Below are 17,188 nucleotides of genomic sequence, written 5' to 3'. Positions count from 1 at the left end.
AACAGCGGAGCAAGCTCCGCTCTACGAGAGACAAACGCTTTTGCGTAGAGCCGAGCTTGCTCGGCTGCTCTTCGTCCTGTGCCCGTGAAGCAAGAACAGCGGAGCAAGCTCCGCTCTACGAGAGACAAACGCTTTTGCGTAGAGCCGAGCTTGCTCGGCTGCTCTTCGTCCCGTGCCGGTGAAGCAAGAACAGCGGAGCAAGCTCCGCTCTACGCGAGACAAACGCTTTTACGTAGAGCCGAGCTTGCTCGGCTGCTCTTCGTCCCGTGCCCGTGAAGCAAGAACAGCGGAGCAAGCTCCGCTCTACGAGACGGGTGCGCTTTTGCGTAGAGCCGAGCTTGCTCGGCTGCTTTTCGTTCCGTAGCTGTGAAGCAAGAACAGCGGAGCAAGCTCCGCTCTACGAAGCAAGAACAGCGGAGCAAGCTCCGCTCTACGTCAATTGGCGTTCGCGGCGCATGCCGCGGCGCGCTCCTGCAAGAGGGTCTTTTCGCGCTCATTGCGGGTGAGCGTCGCGGCGCGCAGGAATTCCTCGCGGGCTTCTTCCATCCGGCCGAGTTTGTAGAGCAAATCGCCGCGTACGCTGGGCAACAGGTGATAGCGCTTCAGGCTGGCTTCGCCGGTCAGCTGGTCCACCAATTCCAGCCCCGTCGCGGGGCCGAAGGCCATCGACAGCGCCACCGCGCGATTCAACTCCACCACCGGCGACGGCGTCAGCTGCGACAGCGCGTTGTATAGCGCGGCGATACGCGTCCAATCCGTTTCCTCCGCGGTACGCGCGCGCGCATGGCAAGCGGCGATGGCCGCTTGAAGGGCGTAAGGGCCGAATGCACCGCCGAGCTTTTCCGCGCGTTCCAGCGCCGCCAGGCCGCGGTGGATCAACAATTGATCCCAACGCGCGCGATCCTGTTCCAGCAACAGCACCGGTTCTCCGGAAGATCCCGTACGCGCGGCTGCGCGCGACGCCTGGATTTCCATCAGCGCCACCAGCCCGTGCACTTCAGGCTCGGTCGGCGCCAGCTCTGCCAGCACACGACCCAGGCGCAGTGCTTCGTCGCACAAGGCTGGGCGCATCCAGTCGTCACCGGCGGTGGCGGAATAGCCTTCGTTGAAGATCAGGTAGACCACGCCCAGCACGGACGCGAGACGTTCGGCCAGTTCATCCTTGCGCGGCACTTCGAATGGCACCTGCGCTTCGGCCAGCGTGCGTTTGGCGCGGACGATGCGCTGCGCCACCGTGGGTTCCGGCACCAGGAAAGCGCGCGCAATCTCATCGGTGGTCAGGCCGCCCAGCAGGCGTAGCGTCAACGCCACCCGTGCTTCCATCGACAGCACCGGGTGGCAAGCAACGAAGACCAGCCGCAGCAGGTCGTCGCCAATGTCGTCGTCGGCCGCGATTTCCGGCGCCAGTGCGGTATCGGCCTGCACCTCTTCCAATTCGCGTGCGATTTCCTCGTGCTTGCGCGCTTGCAGCGTATGCCGGCGCAGGCGATCGATGGCGCGGCGCTTCGCCGTCGCCATCAGCCAGGCGCCGGGGTTGTCGGGCACGCCGCTTTCCGGCCAGTTTTCCAGTGCGGCGACCAGTGCGTCTTGCGCCAGTTCCTCCGCCAGGCCCACGTCGCGAACCATGCGCGCCAGGCCGGCGATCAAGCGGGCGGATTCGATACGCCAGACGGCGTCGATGGCGCGGTGCGTGGCCGAATCAGTCATCCGCGCATCAAACCACGCCGGCGCGGAGGAGGGAAGTGACCGGTCCTGGCCCGCGACGGCCAGATAGCCAGTATCAGCGGCGGAGGCTTCGTAATGATTGGGCGAAAGCATGGTCGTCTGCCTTATGCCGCCGGTGGGTGAGCCGGCGTGCCCTGCATGTCCCGGAAACCATCCCCGACCACCTGCTGCACGTCGGCGGGAAAGTCTTCGTACTCCATCACTTGCCGGATTTCGATGGTTTCGTTGGGAGACCCCGGGCAGCGTTTGGCCCATTCGATGGCTTCCTCGCGGGAATCGACGCGGATCATCCAGTAGCCGCCCAGCACCTCCTTGCTCTCGGCGAAGGGGCCATCGATCACCCGCGGCTTGCCGTCCCCGAATGACACGCGGGCGCCCATCGACGGTGGGTGCAGTCCATCCAGCGCGATCAACACGCCGGCTTTCTGCAGCTCCTCGTTGTACTTCATCATCGCGGCCACCGCGTCGGCCTCGGGCAGCGTGCCCGGAGCGGCGCTTTCGTAGCCTTTGGGGATCATCAGCATCATGAATCGCATGGTGGGCTCCAGTGGTTGAACAATGGGATTCGGTTCCGCCGCGAGCATCGTCTGGCAGCGCTCGTACGTGGTTAGCGATCGTGCTCGCAGTTGATCATCCACGGCACGCCGAAGCGGTCGGTGGCCATGCCGAAGCGGGCGGCCCAGAAAGTCTTCTCCAGCGGCATCTGCACGCTGCCGCCCTCGGACAGTCCGGCAAAGATACGGTCAGCCTCGGCGATGCTGTCGACGTTCAACGAAACCGAGCAGCCCTTGACGCCTTCGTAGGGATACTCCGGATGATTGTCGGATGCCATCAGCGCTTGTCCGTTCACCACCAGTCGCGCGTGCATGATCTTGTCGCGGTAGTCCGCGGGAATGGAGTCGCAAGCGGGGGAGTCGCCGAACGGCATCATCATTTCCAGCGTGCCGCCCAGGCATTGCGCGTAGAACTTGAAGGCCTCTTCGCAGCGGCCATCGAATATCAGGTATGGGTTGATGATCATCATTGCTCTCTTGGTCGCGTGTGTATCGGTGGGTGGAGGCGCCCGGCGGGCTTGTCAGTGCGAGGTGCCGGACCGCGTGCGCGGGAGGTCCCGTCCCACCGGTTCGGCTGCGAATTCATCGCAGAAGTTGGCTGCCTCGAATACCTGGCGGATTTCGATTTCGGCATCGCCGGTGTTGGGGCAGCGCTTGACCCATTCGATGGCTTCTTCGCGGGACTTGGCCTGGATCAGCCAGAATCCGGCGATCAGCGTCTGGCTGTCGGTGAAGGGTCCCTCGGTCACCGTGCGCTGGTGGCCGTGGAAGCGCACGCGCGCGCCGTGGATGCTGGGATGCAGCCCCTCGGCTGCCAGCAGGACGCCGGCTTTGGCCAGCGCCTGGTTGTAGTGGCACATCTCCGCCAGCAATGTCTTGTCAGGTGCCGTACCGGCCTCGACCGTGGCATCGGACTTCAGCAGGATCATGAATCGCATGGGCTGCGCTCTTCAGTAAGGGAGTCCAAGCCCGCGACGGCCCGAAAATCGGTAGCCGGAAGCGTGCTCTTACCCGTACGACGAACCGCGGAGCGGGAAATCGACAAGGCTGGCGGAAACTTTTCATGGGCTCTTCCCGTCAGGTCGCGAAGAAGACAAGGGTTGTTCGCTAACCGGACGCGCTGCGGCGCGTTTTTGACGGTGCGTACTGAACGGCCATCGGGGCGCGGAGCGGCGTCCCGCCGCGAGCTCTTCCCGTCAGATCGCGACAAACCCGAAGAGCTCGCGGCGAGACGGCGCTCCTACCAGGCAAAGGCGCTCTGTCTGGTTTTGCTTTGTCGAGCTATTGTAGGAGCGGCGTCCCGCCGCGAGCTCCTCCCGTTAGATCGCGACAAACCCGTCAGGTCGCGACAAAACCCGAAGAGCTCGCGCCGAGACGGCGCTCCTACCAGGGCAAAGGCGCTCTGTCTGGTCTTTGCTTCGTCGAGCTGTTGTAGGAGCGGCGTCCCGCCGCGAGCTCTTCCCGTCAGGTCGCGACAAACGCGCCAGATCGCGACAAACGCGCCAGATCGCGACAAACCCAAAGAGCTCGCGCCGAGACGACGCTCCTACCAGGCAAAGGCGCTCTGTCTGGTCTTTGCTTTGTCGAGCTGTTGTAGGAGCGGCGTCCCGCCGCGAGCTCCTCCCGTCAGGTCGCGACAAACGCGCCAGATCGCGACAAACCCAAAGAGCTCGCGCCGAGACGGCGCTCCTACGAGGCAAAGGCGCTCTGTCTGGTTTTGCTTTGTCGAGCTGTTGTAGGAGCGGCGTCCCGCCGCGAGCTTTTACGTCAGACCGCAACAAACCCGAAGAGCTCGCGCCGGGACGGCGCTCCTACCGGGTCTTTGTCGTGGTAACAGCCATGTCCGGCCGCGAGCTTTTCCCTGCATCAACCGCCAAAACGTTCAGTGCCTCCGCACGGCGTGCCTTGCTCAGCGAGGCCAGTGCATGGTCGTAGGACCATCGGACCAACTCCGACAGGTAGGCGGTAGGCACGCGGGCCACATCCACGATCGTGATCCAACGGTAGCGGCCCAGCCAGCGTGCGGGCTTGATGCCGGGAACATCGGTCAGTTCGACGAAGCGCTCCGGCGTGACCTTGATACTGAAACGCCACCGTTCGGGCTGGCTGGTCTTGAAGTGAGCAAAGCGCTTGCCGCCCACCGCATACACCAGGATGTTGGCAGGCGGCCCATGCAGGGTCGCTTCCGCACCGGGTAACCGATGGCAGAAATCCTTGAGTTGTTCTGTATTCATGGCGGCATCGTAACCGCCGCCGAGAAACCTTGCCCGTGCGCGCCGTTGGAACGCTGGAGGCTGCGTGCGAAGCGCCGTGATGGCGTGGTTAACCGGTGCTTCACCACTGTTGAACGCCGCCACGCGCAAGGTGTTTGGAACCTCGCCAAAGGGACAGAACGATGGCTAGAAAAGCGCCAGAACAAGAATACGATGCAATGCAAGTCCGCGAACTGCTGCTGCAGGCGCTGGAGACCGAGCGCGGCGGCATCAAGATCTATGAGAACGCGATTCAGTGCGCAGTGAATCCGGATCTTAAGAAAGAATGGACCGAATACCTGCAGGAAACACGCAAACATGAAGAAGTGTTGACGCGCGTGTTCGAACTGCTGGAGATCGACACCGAGATGAGCAGTCCGGGTCGCCAGGTGGTCGCGCACCTGGGCGAGTCCTTGGTCATGGCCATGCAGATGGCGCGTGAGAGCGCCGATGCCGCCGCCGCCGAATTGGTGGCGGGCGAATGCGTGGTGCTGGCGGAAACCAAGGATCACTTGAACTGGGAGCTGATCGGCCATATCGCCAATCACTCCACTACCGACTCGGCCAAAGTGCTGAAATCCGCCCATGAAGCGGTGGAAAAAGACGAGGACCACCACCTCTACCACACCACCGGTTGGACACGTGAGCTGTGGATACAGTCGCTGGGCTTCCCGGCAATGCTGCCGCCGCCGGAAGAGGTCAAGAACGTCGAATCCAAGATGCAGGCCGCCCGCGCGGAACAGGCGCGCGACCGCATGATGTAGGTGGGGGCGTGACGGCCAACCGAAAACGACAGCGCCTACGGGCGCTGTCTTCACGTTGCGCTGCAGATTTTTTGGTATCCGTTCTTGGTATCCGTTTCTCCACAAGCCAGGAGCCGTGTCATGTCCACCTCGCCGAATTCCTTCACCCGCATGGCCAAAGCCGCGTCCAGCTTCACTGGCCGGCCGCTTTGCTTCTCGCTGGCCGTGTTCGTCGTGGTGGCGTGGGCCATCAGCGGGCCGCTATTCGGGTTCAGCAACACCTGGCAATTGGTGATCAACACCGGCACCACCATCGTGACGTTCTTGATGGTGTTCCTGATCCAGAACACGCAAAACCGCGATACCGAAGCGATGCATATCAAGCTGGACGAGTTGATCCGCGTCACCCGCCGCGCCAACAACCAGTTGTTGGACTTGGAAGAAATGGAAGAAAAAGATCTGAATGAGCTCCGCCAGCACTACGAGGAGATCGCACGCCGCGCCAAGGAAGGGAAGAAAACGCCGCAGCCGGCCAAATGATGTAGGTGGGCCCCCGGCCCACCATTGCCATCTAAACGCTTGCGTGGAGGGTTAACGAGAAAGTGCAAACGGGGCATTCAAACCCACTCCGTTCATTGCCGTCGCAAACACAGGCATCGCAATGGCGGGCCTGAGCCCGCCCTATGCAGAGATGTAGCCACCGCCATTGATGTGTATCAGTTGGCCGGTAATGAAGCTGCCGTCCTGGCTGGCCAGGAAAACATAGGCCGGTGCGACCTCCGCCGGTTGTCCCGGGCGCTTCAACAGCGTATCGGATCCGAATTCGGCCACTTGCTTGCTGTCGAACGACGCTGGAATCAGCGGTGTCCAGATCGGGCCAGGCGCCACCGCGTTCACGCGGATGCCACGCTCGGCCAACGACTGCGCCAGCGAGAATGTCATGGCGTGGATGGCGCCCTTGGTGGAGGCGTAGTCCAGCAGCGTCCGGTGTCCGCGCGCGCCGGTGACCGAACCGGTGTTGATAATGCATCCGTCCTTCGGCAGGTGTTCCAGCGCGGCATCGATCAAATAGAAAAGTGAAAACAGGTTGTTCTCGAAGGTCTTGCGCACGCGCGCCGGGGTCAGTTCCTCCGCTTCCTCGACGGGATACTGTTGTGCATGGTTGTTGACGAGTATGTCCAGGGCGCCGAGCTTCGCCACCGTCTTCTCCACCACCCTGCGACAGTTGGCGGGCGATGACAGATCGGTGCGGACTGTAAGGCAGTCGACGCCTTCGGCTTCCACCAGGCGTTGTGTTTCCTTGGCGTCGGTATCTTCCGACAGGTAAGCGATGGCGACTTTTGCACCTTCGCGGGCGAAATGCACCGCCACCGCGCGGCCAATGCCGCTGTCGCCACCCGTGATCAGCGCGACCTTGCCATCCAGTTTGCCGCTACCGCGGTAGTCATCGCGAATGGTGACCGGTTCCGGATGCATCAGTTTCTGCCGGCCGGGCTGCCGCTCCTGTTTCTGCGGCGGATTGACGGGTTTCTTGCTGGCCATTTCTCTCTCCATCAGCCATTGCCTCCGGAAAAGCTAAGGCTTCACACGTTATGCATGCGTGCTCAATGGATGAAGTTGCGTGCCGGATTAGCAACGCCATCGCAAGAATGGGGAGCACAAGCTGGACAAGCCGATCGACGAGCTTGCAAAAGGGAAAGCGATGGAGAAGATTCTGCGGAGTGGAGCGGCACCACTATGTCCAGCGGATCTTCATGGCATGCCTGCCCCGACAGTGGCGCGAACCGGTATGCCGGACGGATCGAAGTCTTCCAGGCAGAACACGTTCACTCCGAGATAATCTGGCGTAACTCGCTTGCGGTGGAACGGATAGATGCCGCAAGTGCGGCAGAAGTAGTGCTCGGCGGTATGGGTGTGGAACTGGTAGGTGCTGAGTGAGCTTTCACCGGAGATGAGCGTGAACTCGCTCTCGTGCACTTTCACCATCAGCGCATTCTTGCGCCTGCAGATGGAGCAATCGCAGGTGGTCAGTTCTGGGAAGCTCGTGACGATCTCGAAGCGGACGGCTCCGCAATGACAGCTACCGGAATATTTTTGTTGAGCTCTTTCGTGCATAGGGCGGCTTTCAATATTCCGGCTGCATGCCAGGAGCTCCGTCCGCATCCGACAGCCGGAAGATCGGAGTCATAGGCGTCCATTTCTGCCCGGCAGGCGTCCACGGCGTCGCCTTCTGGAAGTGCCACATCAGGGTTTCCCATTCGCGCAAACGCGCGCTCTCCTTTTCGGCATTGCTCATCGCCGCAGCGTCGAACACGGCATCGTCAGTGTCCATCACCATCACCAAGCGAGTACCGAGACGGAAGATCTCCAGCTCACGCACGCCGTGCACGCGCAGGTGCGCCAGCACTTCTGGCCAGACGTCTCGGTGATGGGCTTCGTACTGGGCGATAAGATCGGGATCGTCGTGCAGATCGAGGGCAAGGCAATGGCGCATGTGGTGTCTACGAATGGTTAGCGATTGACACCGATGCTAACGCGGATCCTCTCACCAGGGGAGCCCGGCCCTGAGATTGAAGCTTGTTGTCGTGTCCGCTTCCATTGCCGATTGCGTATGGCAATGGTAACGGAAACTTCGACGACGGCTCGCGCAGGGACTCTATCGGGAGACTGCTGTTGCGGCCGCGTTGGACTTTCTACAGCCGCCGTCTACGCTCATGGCGGAATGGGTGACGCGAGGTCGCTTCCTAGTTAATGCGAGCCACAAGTCGATCGAAGAACAATGTGGCGTAGCGGGTACACGTCTCGCATTCCGCAGCAGCAGACGTCCGGAAGACTCACTGCAAGGTGATGTCACAGCCGAGCTGGTCGAGCGGACCGCCAAGATGATCCTGGTGGCAAAACCCAACGCCGGCCACGAGCACTGCGTCGATCATTTCCAACTCACTGAAACGGGTACAACGTGATCAGCAGCCTCCTGCCACTTCGCGGCCCGCCTCACCAAGCGTTGGACCTGAGCGGGCGCACACATGATTTTTTAACTCGCATTAATCTCAATATCGGTGAGAACGGACCCCGTGCTGGATTATCGGAAATTGTCTATTCGGGGTATCGGTAGGGCCTTGTAGCCTGTCTGGGCTCATAGGAGGCGGCAGATCGGTGACATCAGTCCCACGATAGCTGCGCGCTTCCGCTCCAGAAACAGGACGCTTTTTCCATGGCTACGGCTTCACCCGCCTCCCGCGGCACGTTCGCGGGACACATCGACGATCCGGCGCTGGAATCTTTCGAACTGGAAGATATCGTCGCCGATGCATTGGTGCGCCGCGGCGGCATGCAGATCGGCCTCGAACCGCAATGGTCGCGCGTTGAGGACGCGCGTGAGCGCGGCATGATCACCACCGCGCTGCTGCACCCGAAAGTGGGCCGGATCCTCGCCGCCCGACATGGCGAAATCGTGCGCAGGCTGGGCCTTGATCTGCTGGCCTTCTATCGACGCATGGCGAAAGTGCTGGTGTTCCAGCGCGAGTTACGCCACCGCGGTGCGGTCGTCGTCTGTACCGTGGCCGCACCCGCGCTGGTGCTGAACGACGCAGAGCTGCCAGAAAAGCTCGCCGAGTGGGTGATCGGGCAAGGCGTCGAGCCGGCCGCGTTCGACCTGAAATTCGAGAACTGCGCTTCTCCGGGTCTCGGCCAGGCTTTTGGCGCCGTGCTGGATCGGCTGACCGTCATCGGCTTCGGTACCGCGTTGGATGTGATTGATCTGGACGGTCCGTTCTATATCGCCGCGCTTGATGCGGGCCGCCCGAAAATACTGGTGGACGGCGACGCGCTCGATGCCGCTCATGTCGCCAAGACGGAAATGGAGTTACGTCAACGACTGGATACCGCCGTCGAGCGCGGTGCCATCCCGGCGGTGTGGGGTATCGCGAACAAACGTCATCTGCAAACGGCTGTCGCACTGGGCTTCGTCCAGAACAGCCGGCCCTCGCCGACCAGAGTGGTGGCCGAGTGCCTGCGAATCGCCAACAGCCGCTGAGAGCCCGAAGAGTTCGCGGCGGGACGTAGCTCCGCGCCTCGGTAGCCCCTTGGCGTGCGTGATTGCGAGCGCGCCGCAGCGCGTCCGGATGGTGAACGGACGGGCTTTGATTGCTCTGAAGCGGTGACGAACAACGGCAAGGATGTTGCCGGCGTCGCCCATGGCGCCAAGGTGCAGCCTGTCCGGGTGCTCGGCCACGGTGGCGGCAGCATGTCGGACATCATCGACGCGATCGTGTGGGCATCGGGAGGCAGTGTGGACGGAGTCCCTGACAATGGCACTCCGGCGGAAGTGATCAACATGAGCTTAGGCGGGGCGTTTGCCTGCAATCAAAGCCCTGCGATGCAGGAAGCGATCGATGATGCCGTGGGTCGCGGCGTGGTGGTGGTGGTCGCGGCAGGGAACTCCGATGCGAATGCCAGTGGGCATTCCCCGGCCAGCTGCGCTGGCGTGATTGCAGTTGGCGCCAGCGGCGCCGATGGCGCTCGCTCATCCTTCTCCAACTATGGCCCGGCGGTGACCCTGAGCGCGCCAGGTGGCACGCCTTCCAGTTCCGATCCGGACCTGCGCTGGATTCACTCGTTGGGCAATAGCGGCATGCAGGCACCGGAACCCAGCCCGGCCGGCGATATCGTTGTCGGGAGCATGGGTACGTCGATGTCCAGCCCACATATGGCAGGTATCGTCGCACTGATGCAGAGCGCGGCGGTCGCCGCTGGCAGGCCGGCGCTGACCCCGGCGCAGGTCAAGACGGTTTTGCGCAAGACGGCGCGTCCATTCCCCATACCGCCACCCACGAGCAAGCCGCAAGGTGCCGGCATTGCCGATGCTGAGTCGGCTGTGCTCGCGGCGCTGGAAGATATCCCCGACGATCAAGGCGAATTGCTGAGCAACCGTATCCCGGTTGCTGGCCAGACCGGCGGTACGGGAGAAGGAAGGTTGTTTCAGATCGTGGTTCCCGCAGGTGCCACCAGCCTCAATCTGCGCACCTATGGCGGCAGCGGCGATGTTTCCCTCTACGTCGCCCGTGACCGCGCTCCGACGCAAATGGACTATGACAGCAAGTCGAGCAAACCCGGCAATAGCGAAGCGGTCGTGATCACGAATGCCGCTGCGGGGACCTATTTTCTCCTTGTACACGGGGAAAGCGCGTTCGCTGATGTCAGCGTGCTGGGAATCATCCGCTAATTCGTCACACGGATAGAACAGAAGGAACTTATCGAAGTCGCGAGGGAAACCTCGCGACCATCGATCCGTTCGATCTCATCAAGTTCTACGGCAACCAACAACGATCTCTCTCCCAGACGATATCGGCTTCTACTCGCGAGCCATCCAAGCGGATGTACGTCATCTCGCCACGGGACAACCATCAACACACGAACACATGAGGAAGCACTATGAAAATACTATTCTCCGCGCTGCTGGCAATGATTCTGGTGGCGCCTGCCCAAGCCGCGCTCAATAATGGCTTTACCAGCGATCCTGCGTACACCGCGGAAGTCGTATCGGCCAACCCATGGACGATCCGCTACAAGTTGACAGGAACGGGTCGTTTCAGCGCAGAGGAACTGCCAACAACCATTGATGGTGGTGCCACTTTCGTCTATGCCCACGAAGGCAAGGACGTGATGGTCCATTCCCATGGGCTGGTCAATAAAGAAGATCATTATCTCTTTCCGTATCCCAACTACATCAACACGGATCCGAACCACCCGATTGCCACGATAACGGCGATCCAAGCTGGAGACGAGGAACACTCGTTCCACTACGCAAAAAACAGCTCAGGGCAGTACGGCCTCAACGCTTCGTTCGTAGTGACCTATAAACAGGGTTTCCAATACTCGCCTGAGGCCGTGCATATGCAGGCAGTGTATTTTTCCTACGTACCTGGAACACCTTTCATCGATGTCTTCACTGCGGCTGAGTAAGGGGCGCGTGACGTCGTTGGTGCTTCTCATGTTGGGGAACACATAGAACACGAGACCGCGATCAATGGTGACGTAAGAGCACCGGTAAAATGATGTAGGAGCGCCGCCCCGGCGTGAGCTCTTCGCTTTCATCGCAGTTTGAAGGAAGAGCTCGCGGCGAGACGCCGCTCCTACCTGCCGGGGTGGCGCTCCTACAGCGGTCGTCGTTCAGTCGGTGAGCTGCGGTGAATGCGGCAGCACTGTTACGGAATCGACGGAATGTCGGAAAAGGCGTAGCGCCGTTCCCCCTCCTGCGAGGGCGGCAACAGAACCGCCGGACAAAGCGAGATGCCCAGTTCGCACGTGCGCTCAGTAAGTATTTTTCGTACTAGTTGCATGGTCTACAAAGCGTGTGCGGCCTAATCTGCAGCCGTGGAAAAGACCTCTCCTGTGCAGAGATGTCTTTTCTGCGATTAGGCATCGGATGAGAGCGGGCACCGAACTTGTTGGCTCTCCCCTCCCCAGCTGGCCGGCTTCGATCCGCTCTCATCCAACGCCAGGGTGTCACCCGTTGCTCCTCCTCAGGTTGGGAGGGCTTCCGCCTTCCGTGTCACTCGCTCTTCGCTTCTGGATCCGGATTGAAAATGAGAGTTCACAAATATCGTGCCGCACCTATTGCGTGGTGCGTGTTGATGCTTGCGCTGGCAAGCAGTGCTACGTATGCATCGCCGGCAGCCGCGGCGACAGCGGGTGCCGTGAGTGATCCGGGTGGATTGTTGACGGTCCTCGGATTCGCCTTGCTGGGCGGCATTGTGTTGAACCTCATGCCCTGCGTATTGCCTGTGCTGTCACTGAAGGTTCTCTCGGTGGTTGATGGCGGCAGCCATCCTTCTCAGGCTCGCGGACATGCGCTGTGGTACACGGCAGGCGTGGTTAGTTCCTTTGCAGTGATCGGCTTGGCCGTCGTAGCGCTGCGATCCGCCGGCAATACATTAGGCTGGGGATTCCAGCTGCAGCAGCCGGCGTTTGTCGTGATACTGGTACTGGTGATGGTGGCCGTTGGCCTGAGCCTGAGCGGCTTGTGCACGCTCGGCGGCGGCTTGGGCAATGCCAGTCAGAAGCTGTTGAACAAGCCCGGCCGCGCGGGAGATTTCTGGACTGGTGCGCTTGCTTGCCTGGTCGCTAGTCCATGCGTCGCGCCCTTCATGGGTCCGGCCTTGGCTTACGCATTCACCGCATCCTGGTTTGCCGCACTGTTGGTGTTTCTGGCACTAGGATTCGGACTGGCTCTACCATTCCTGCTGATCGGCTTCGTGCCAGGGGCAGCACGGTTGCTGCCGCGCCCGGGCGCCTGGATGGAAACGTTCAAGACGGTGCTGGCGTATCCCATGTTCCTGACCGCGGTCTGGCTGGTATGGCTGTTAGGCAAGCAGCGGGGCATTGACGCTGTCGCCGTGATCCTGACGGGAACCGTCGTTCTCGCTTTCGGACTCTGGCACTACGAGCAGGCCCGCTGGCGTAGCCTCGCTTGGCGTAAGTGGCTGGGCGGAGCGGTTATCGCAGCCAGCCTGGCATCGATAGTCGTTGTCCACCGCATGCCGGCACCCACCGATTCCGGCACCAAACCTTCGCAGATGCAGGGAGCCACGGTATATCACCCTCGCGACCTTGCGCAGGCACGTAAGGAAGGTCGCAACGTGCTGGTGTCCATCACCGCCGACTGGTGCATCACCTGCATTGCCAACGAGCAAACGGTTCTGGGTACGGCTGGATTCCAGGAGCTGCTGCGCAGCACAGAGACGCTATACATGAAGGGAGACTGGACCAATAGCGATCCCGTTGTGGGCGAATTCCTGGAACGGCATCATGCCCCCGGCGTACCGCTGTATGTGCTGTATCGAGGGATGGACGACCAGGCCACTGTCCTGCTGCCGCAAGTACTGACGATGAACCTTGTGCGGGACGTGCTGGAAAGCGAAAACTGATTCCTCGCGCAAGGCTGTCGCGATCCGAAAACTGCATGCATATGCGTGGCAAACAGCTGCGAGGCGCGGCGTGTCGACAACAATCGGAGAGCGCTGAATTGGGCCGCATCCTGAGTTGTGGTGCCTCAGTCACCGCCACCGCGCCAGTCGTCAGCGCCGTAGCGATTCGTAGTTGTTGTATGGGCGTGCCTGTACCAACGAACAAGAATTGCGTTCCGACTAACGACTAACCGTCGTTCCTCCTGATCGCTGGATGAGCGTGCGTCGATGGACGAAGACGCACCGTCGAACCACGAACCCGTTGTGATGGGCGAAGGAAATCCCTATGACGATCGCAAATGCTGTTTTATGGGCCTATTCGGATACTCAGCTGATCCTGTCGGCGACATTCCTCGCGTTCGGCCCTGGACCAGGGCACGTCGAGCCGTTCCTCGGCGCCATGGCAGTGTTCGTAGTAGTGGTGTCGTTGTTGCTGTTGATCATGATGGCGTTGCCCGGTAGTAACCTGCCAGAACGGCTATCTGCTTTCATGTCTGTAGATGTACGGCCAAGCCGTGCAGGTGCGGAGAACTCGAGCAACTGGTCGCAGGATGCTCTGACTGGATTGCCTACCAGGATAGTCCTGCAGCAGCGATTGCAGATTCAGAGTCACCGGCGAGCGGCGTTACTGGTGCTCGGTATCGATGGGTTCCGCGTGATCAATACGGCATATGGGCATGCCGCCGGCGATACCTTGCTCCGTAAGGTAGCTGATCGCCTTCGCCTGGCGGCTGGCAACGAAGATATGGTGTTCCGGTTGGAAGGGGATGAGTTCGCGATACTGACTTCCGTGGAAGATCCGGATCAGCTGACGGTGTCCGCACGACGAGTATTGCAACGGATACAGAAGCCATTTCTGCTCGAAGGTGGAGAAGTGCATATCACGGCGAGCATCGGGGCTGCGGCGGAAGAAGAAGGCCGTGGTCGTGGCGAGCTATTGGCCAACGCCGGTTTGGCGCTGCGCAGCGCGAAGGAATCCGGGCGGAATCGTCACAGCCTGTTCGAGGTCTCGATGAACGCCACGGGCATCGAGATCGAACTGATGATCGGCGACATACGGAAGGCGATCCGCGATAGCGAACTGTTCTTGCTTTATCAACCCAAGCTAGACCTGGGCACGGGTAGCATCCAAGGCGTGGAAGCGCTATTGCGCTGGAACCACCCAAAGCATGGCGTCATCCCACCCGATCAGTTTATTCCCCTGGCGGAAAAGACCGGCATGATTGGCGAAATCGGCGCATGGGTGTTGGACGCCGCAGGCCACCAGCTGCAGCGGTGGCGCAATGAGCAAATCGTGGGCTGGAATGTTGCCGTCAATGTTTCGATATTCCAATTGACCTCGCCCTGCTTCTTCGACACGGTCTGCGACGTGTTGGAGCGCTATGATCTGGATCCTTGCGATCTGACACTGGAAGTTACCGAATCCAATGCCATGCGCAGTGTCGAGCTGACCATGGCGGTCCTGCGCAAGTTGTCCTCGATTGGGGTGAATCTATCACTGGATGACTTTGGCGTAGGGCATTCCAGTCTTTCGCATCTCAAGCGGTTGCCAGTACGCGAGCTGAAGGTGGACCGCAGTTTCATCAGTGATATCGAGAATGATGCCGAGGATATGGCGATCGTTTCGGCCATCGTTTCACTGGCCAAGGCAACTGATCTGAAAGTGGTGGCAGAAGGCGTGGAAACCGTGGGGCAGCAGGCGCTGTTGGCGGAAGCTGGCTGCGATGTAATCCAGGGCTATCTGATCGGGCGCCCCAGCCCGCCTGACGATATTCCTGCTATCGCGAATCGCTACGAGGCGAAGCGGCGAGCGTTTCAGGCGAGCTTCACTGCCGAGTAATCTCGCTCCGGATTGCGCCTCGTCGGATTGCTCGTGTTCGCTAGATCAACGTCCGATCCGGCGGTATCGCGATCCAACTGTGTATTGATGCTTCGGCTCCATCTATCGTGCCGGCTCCTGGACCCCCAGGTTGCCGCTGCCAAGGGTCCGGATAAGTATTAGCTTCAGTTGCCAGATGAATACTCTTTATGCACGCGGTGCGCCCAAGCTGCGCCAGGTATCTGTCCGAGGATTTCCGGGGCAGGGCTACCGATAGGCCGGCTGTTGTTCCAACGCTCCTTGGATAATCGTGCCGTAAACGCTCTGTTGTGCGGCACTTACTGCGCCAGGTGATAATGGTGCCCGTCGGTGCCACACCTATCCCATGTAGCATATGCCGCAGTACCACATAGGGCGAAGCGCCCCGAAAACGCCTGAAAATCGCGACATGGATAATCCAAAGAATTCCGCAGTATCACCCTCAGAGCCTCGCCAGCGTTATTCCGCAGGCGATTTGATGCTTTCCGTCGCTCCGATGATGGACTGGACGGATTCGCATTGCCGGGTCTTTCACCGGCTCCTGTCGCCGCACGCGCGTTTGTATACCGAGATGGTGCATGCGCAGGCGGTGATCCATGGTGATCGTGATCGGCTGCTTGGCTTCGACAATAGCGAACATCCGGTGGCATTGCAGTTGGGTGGTAGCGAGCCCGCGCTGCTGGCGCAGGCGACGCGCATTGGGCAGGAATGGGGTTATGACGAGATCAACCTCAACGTGGGCTGCCCGTCCGACCGTGTACAGGCGGGACGTTTCGGCGCTTGTCTGATGAAGGAGCCGGCGCTCGTGGCTGATAACGTTGCGGCAATGATCGCGGCTGTTGCCGATTCCGAGCGGCCGATTCCGGTGACGGTCAAATGCCGTTTGGGCGTGGATGAGGAAAAAGAATACGATCGCTTCCGCGCTTTCATCGATACCGTTGCCGAGGCAGGCTGCCGCATCTTCTTCGTGCATGCGCGCAACGCCTGGTTGAAAGGACTGTCGCCAAAGGAGAATCGCGAGGTACCGCCGCTGCGTTACGACTGGGCCTATCGGTTGAAGCAGGAACGTCCGGAACTGACGATCGGTATCAATGGCGGTATCGGCTCGGTGGATCAGGTGCGCGAACACCTGCGTCTCACGGATGGCGTCATGCTGGGTCGCGCGGCTTATCACGAGCCATATCTGCTGCACTTGTTGGAAGTCGAGCTTTACGGCGGTGAACCACGCACGCGTGCGGAATTGCTGCGCGCCTGGCGTCCGTACGTGGAGATGCAGCTCGCTAAAGGCGTCGCGCTGAAGCACATGACCCGGCACGTACTGGGATTGTTCCATGGTCAGCCAGGAGGCCGTGCCTTTCGTCAGGTGCTCAGTGAGGGCGCGCATAAAGCCGGTGCCCATTGGGGCCTGGTCGAGGAAGCGCTTGCGGTGACCTCAGCGCGGCTGCGCCCCGCCGCCTAAGCGATCCGGGCGAGATGTTGGTTGCGCCGTGAATGCGAGGTTCAGAAAGCTGAACGTCGACGGCCGGGCTGTGGATAAGTTCAGATCGGATTCACTGCTTGGACTCAAGACTTTGCGTCCATTCGCTAGAGGTGTTTCGGGTTCCGTTCAGTTTCAGATCGTGAAATCCGTTACGATTCCGTTATGCGCCGTTTCTCCTTGCTCCCTCTGTTTGCCGCCCTTGTCGCAGCCGTTGCGCTGACGGCTGGCGCCCCCGTTGTGGAGGCCCAGCAGGCGCAGGGAAACGGCCATATGCCGCCGCCACAGGAGCGGGCGATGCCCCGCTCGGAAGGCGGCCGCGGCAACCACAACTCGTTGTCCGAGTCGGTGCGCAAAGTGCAGCGAACCACCGGTGGACAGGTGCTTGGCGCCGAACGCGTACAGTTCGATGGTCGGGACATCAATCGAGTCAAATATGTGGATGATCGTGGCCGCGTGCGTTACATGGATGACGCGCAAGGCTCGCGCCGCAGCGATTCGCCTGTGCGTCCTCGTCGCGATATTCCCAGTGAATCGCCTGCACGCGGCGATAACCCTTCTTACCCGTAGTCTTACGTAGAATCCTCTGCGTAAGCAGAAGCGGCTGCCATT

At 60.8% G+C, this 17,188-nt stretch carries 17 protein-coding genes and 1 pseudogene; 9 read left to right on the top strand and 9 right to left on the bottom strand.

Going from position 1 to position 17,188, the window contains the following annotated elements; translation table 11 throughout:
* Positions 1–435: 435 nt before the first annotated feature.
* The 5 genes from AADW18_RS16565 to AADW18_RS16545 all read right to left on the bottom strand — a co-directional run bounded on the left by AADW18_RS16565 (position 436) and on the right by AADW18_RS16545 (position 4,513).
* Positions 436–1,707 (bottom strand): RNA polymerase sigma factor, encoded by a 1,272-nt coding sequence (locus tag AADW18_RS16565; protein WP_337344558.1) that lies wholly within the window; start codon positions 1,705–1,707, stop codon positions 436–438.
* Between the two features lie 122 nt (positions 1,708–1,829).
* On the bottom strand, positions 1,830–2,261 hold the full coding sequence (locus AADW18_RS16560) for a YciI family protein (RefSeq protein WP_337344495.1): 432 nt from the start codon (positions 2,259–2,261) through the stop codon (positions 1,830–1,832).
* Between the two features lie 71 nt (positions 2,262–2,332).
* On the bottom strand, positions 2,333–2,746 hold the full coding sequence (locus AADW18_RS16555) for a VOC family protein (RefSeq protein ID WP_337344494.1): 414 nt from the start codon (positions 2,744–2,746) through the stop codon (positions 2,333–2,335).
* A 54-nt stretch (positions 2,747–2,800) separates the two neighbouring features.
* The gene (locus AADW18_RS16550; RefSeq protein WP_337344493.1) at positions 2,801–3,217 is read right to left on the bottom strand and encodes a YciI family protein; all 417 of its coding nucleotides are present in this window, start codon (positions 3,215–3,217) and stop codon (positions 2,801–2,803) included.
* An 873-nt stretch (positions 3,218–4,090) separates the two neighbouring features.
* A complete protein-coding gene (locus AADW18_RS16545) occupies positions 4,091–4,513 on the bottom strand; it encodes an MmcQ/YjbR family DNA-binding protein (RefSeq protein ID WP_337344492.1) in 423 nt (140 codons plus the stop codon).
* Between the two features lie 197 nt (positions 4,514–4,710).
* On the opposite strand from AADW18_RS16545, the gene AADW18_RS16540 reads away from it, so the two are divergent.
* On the top strand, positions 4,711–5,295 hold the full coding sequence (locus tag AADW18_RS16540; RefSeq protein WP_337344491.1) for a DUF892 family protein: 585 nt from the start codon (positions 4,711–4,713) through the stop codon (positions 5,293–5,295).
* 150 nt (positions 5,296–5,445) lie between these two features.
* The gene (locus AADW18_RS16535; protein ID WP_337344557.1) at positions 5,446–5,814 is read left to right on the top strand and encodes a low affinity iron permease family protein; all 369 of its coding nucleotides are present in this window, start codon (positions 5,446–5,448) and stop codon (positions 5,812–5,814) included.
* Between the two features lie 141 nt (positions 5,815–5,955).
* On the opposite strand, the gene AADW18_RS16530 is transcribed toward AADW18_RS16535, so the two are convergent.
* From AADW18_RS16530 to AADW18_RS16520, 3 genes are all read right to left on the bottom strand, one after another.
* Positions 5,956–6,816: an SDR family oxidoreductase gene (locus AADW18_RS16530; RefSeq protein WP_337344490.1), complete on the bottom strand. Its 861-nt coding sequence runs from the start codon at positions 6,814–6,816 to the stop codon at positions 5,956–5,958.
* Between the two features lie 210 nt (positions 6,817–7,026).
* Positions 7,027–7,389, bottom strand: a complete 363-nt coding sequence (locus AADW18_RS16525; RefSeq protein ID WP_337344489.1) for a GFA family protein — start codon at positions 7,387–7,389, stop codon at positions 7,027–7,029.
* Positions 7,390–7,399: 10 nt separating this feature from the next.
* Entirely contained in the window at positions 7,400–7,768 is a 369-nt protein-coding gene (locus AADW18_RS16520) for an L-rhamnose mutarotase (protein WP_337344488.1), read from the bottom strand.
* 720 nt (positions 7,769–8,488) lie between these two features.
* Here AADW18_RS16520 and AADW18_RS16515 point away from each other — a divergent pair.
* From AADW18_RS16515 to dusA, 6 genes are all read left to right on the top strand, one after another.
* Positions 8,489–9,310: a hypothetical protein gene (locus AADW18_RS16515; protein WP_337344487.1), complete on the top strand. Its 822-nt coding sequence runs from the start codon at positions 8,489–8,491 to the stop codon at positions 9,308–9,310.
* A gap of 123 nt (positions 9,311–9,433) precedes the next feature.
* Entirely contained in the window at positions 9,434–10,498 is a 1,065-nt protein-coding gene (locus AADW18_RS16510) for a S8 family serine peptidase (RefSeq protein ID WP_337344486.1), read from the top strand.
* A 209-nt stretch (positions 10,499–10,707) separates the two neighbouring features.
* Positions 10,708–11,238, top strand: a complete 531-nt coding sequence (locus tag AADW18_RS16505) for a hypothetical protein (RefSeq protein ID WP_337344485.1) — start codon at positions 10,708–10,710, stop codon at positions 11,236–11,238.
* A gap of 623 nt (positions 11,239–11,861) precedes the next feature.
* The gene (locus AADW18_RS16500; RefSeq protein ID WP_337344484.1) at positions 11,862–13,202 is read left to right on the top strand and encodes a thioredoxin family protein; all 1,341 of its coding nucleotides are present in this window, start codon (positions 11,862–11,864) and stop codon (positions 13,200–13,202) included.
* Positions 13,203–13,527: 325 nt separating this feature from the next.
* The gene (locus tag AADW18_RS16495; protein WP_337344483.1) at positions 13,528–15,081 is read left to right on the top strand and encodes a bifunctional diguanylate cyclase/phosphodiesterase; all 1,554 of its coding nucleotides are present in this window, start codon (positions 13,528–13,530) and stop codon (positions 15,079–15,081) included.
* A gap of 496 nt (positions 15,082–15,577) precedes the next feature.
* The gene (gene dusA, locus AADW18_RS16490) at positions 15,578–16,558 is read left to right on the top strand and encodes a tRNA dihydrouridine(20/20a) synthase DusA (protein ID WP_337344482.1); all 981 of its coding nucleotides are present in this window, start codon (positions 15,578–15,580) and stop codon (positions 16,556–16,558) included.
* Between the two features lie 153 nt (positions 16,559–16,711).
* Here dusA and AADW18_RS16485 read toward each other — a convergent pair whose 3' ends face one another.
* Entirely contained in the window at positions 16,712–16,849 is a 138-nt protein-coding gene (locus AADW18_RS16485) for a hypothetical protein (RefSeq protein WP_337344563.1), read from the bottom strand.
* Positions 16,850–16,861: 12 nt separating this feature from the next.
* Here AADW18_RS16485 and AADW18_RS16480 point away from each other — a divergent pair.
* Positions 16,862–17,050: pseudogene (locus AADW18_RS16480) on the top strand (hypothetical protein); the annotation flags it as partial.
* Between the last annotated feature and the right edge of the window lie 138 nt (positions 17,051–17,188).

It is taken from the genome of Pseudoxanthomonas sp. CCNWLY206-1, assembly GCF_039710385.1.
GTDB lineage: Bacteria > Pseudomonadota > Gammaproteobacteria > Xanthomonadales > Xanthomonadaceae > Pseudoxanthomonas_A.
The sequence above is the reverse complement of the archived record's forward strand: the minus strand, read 5'-3'. Positions and strand labels throughout refer to the sequence as shown.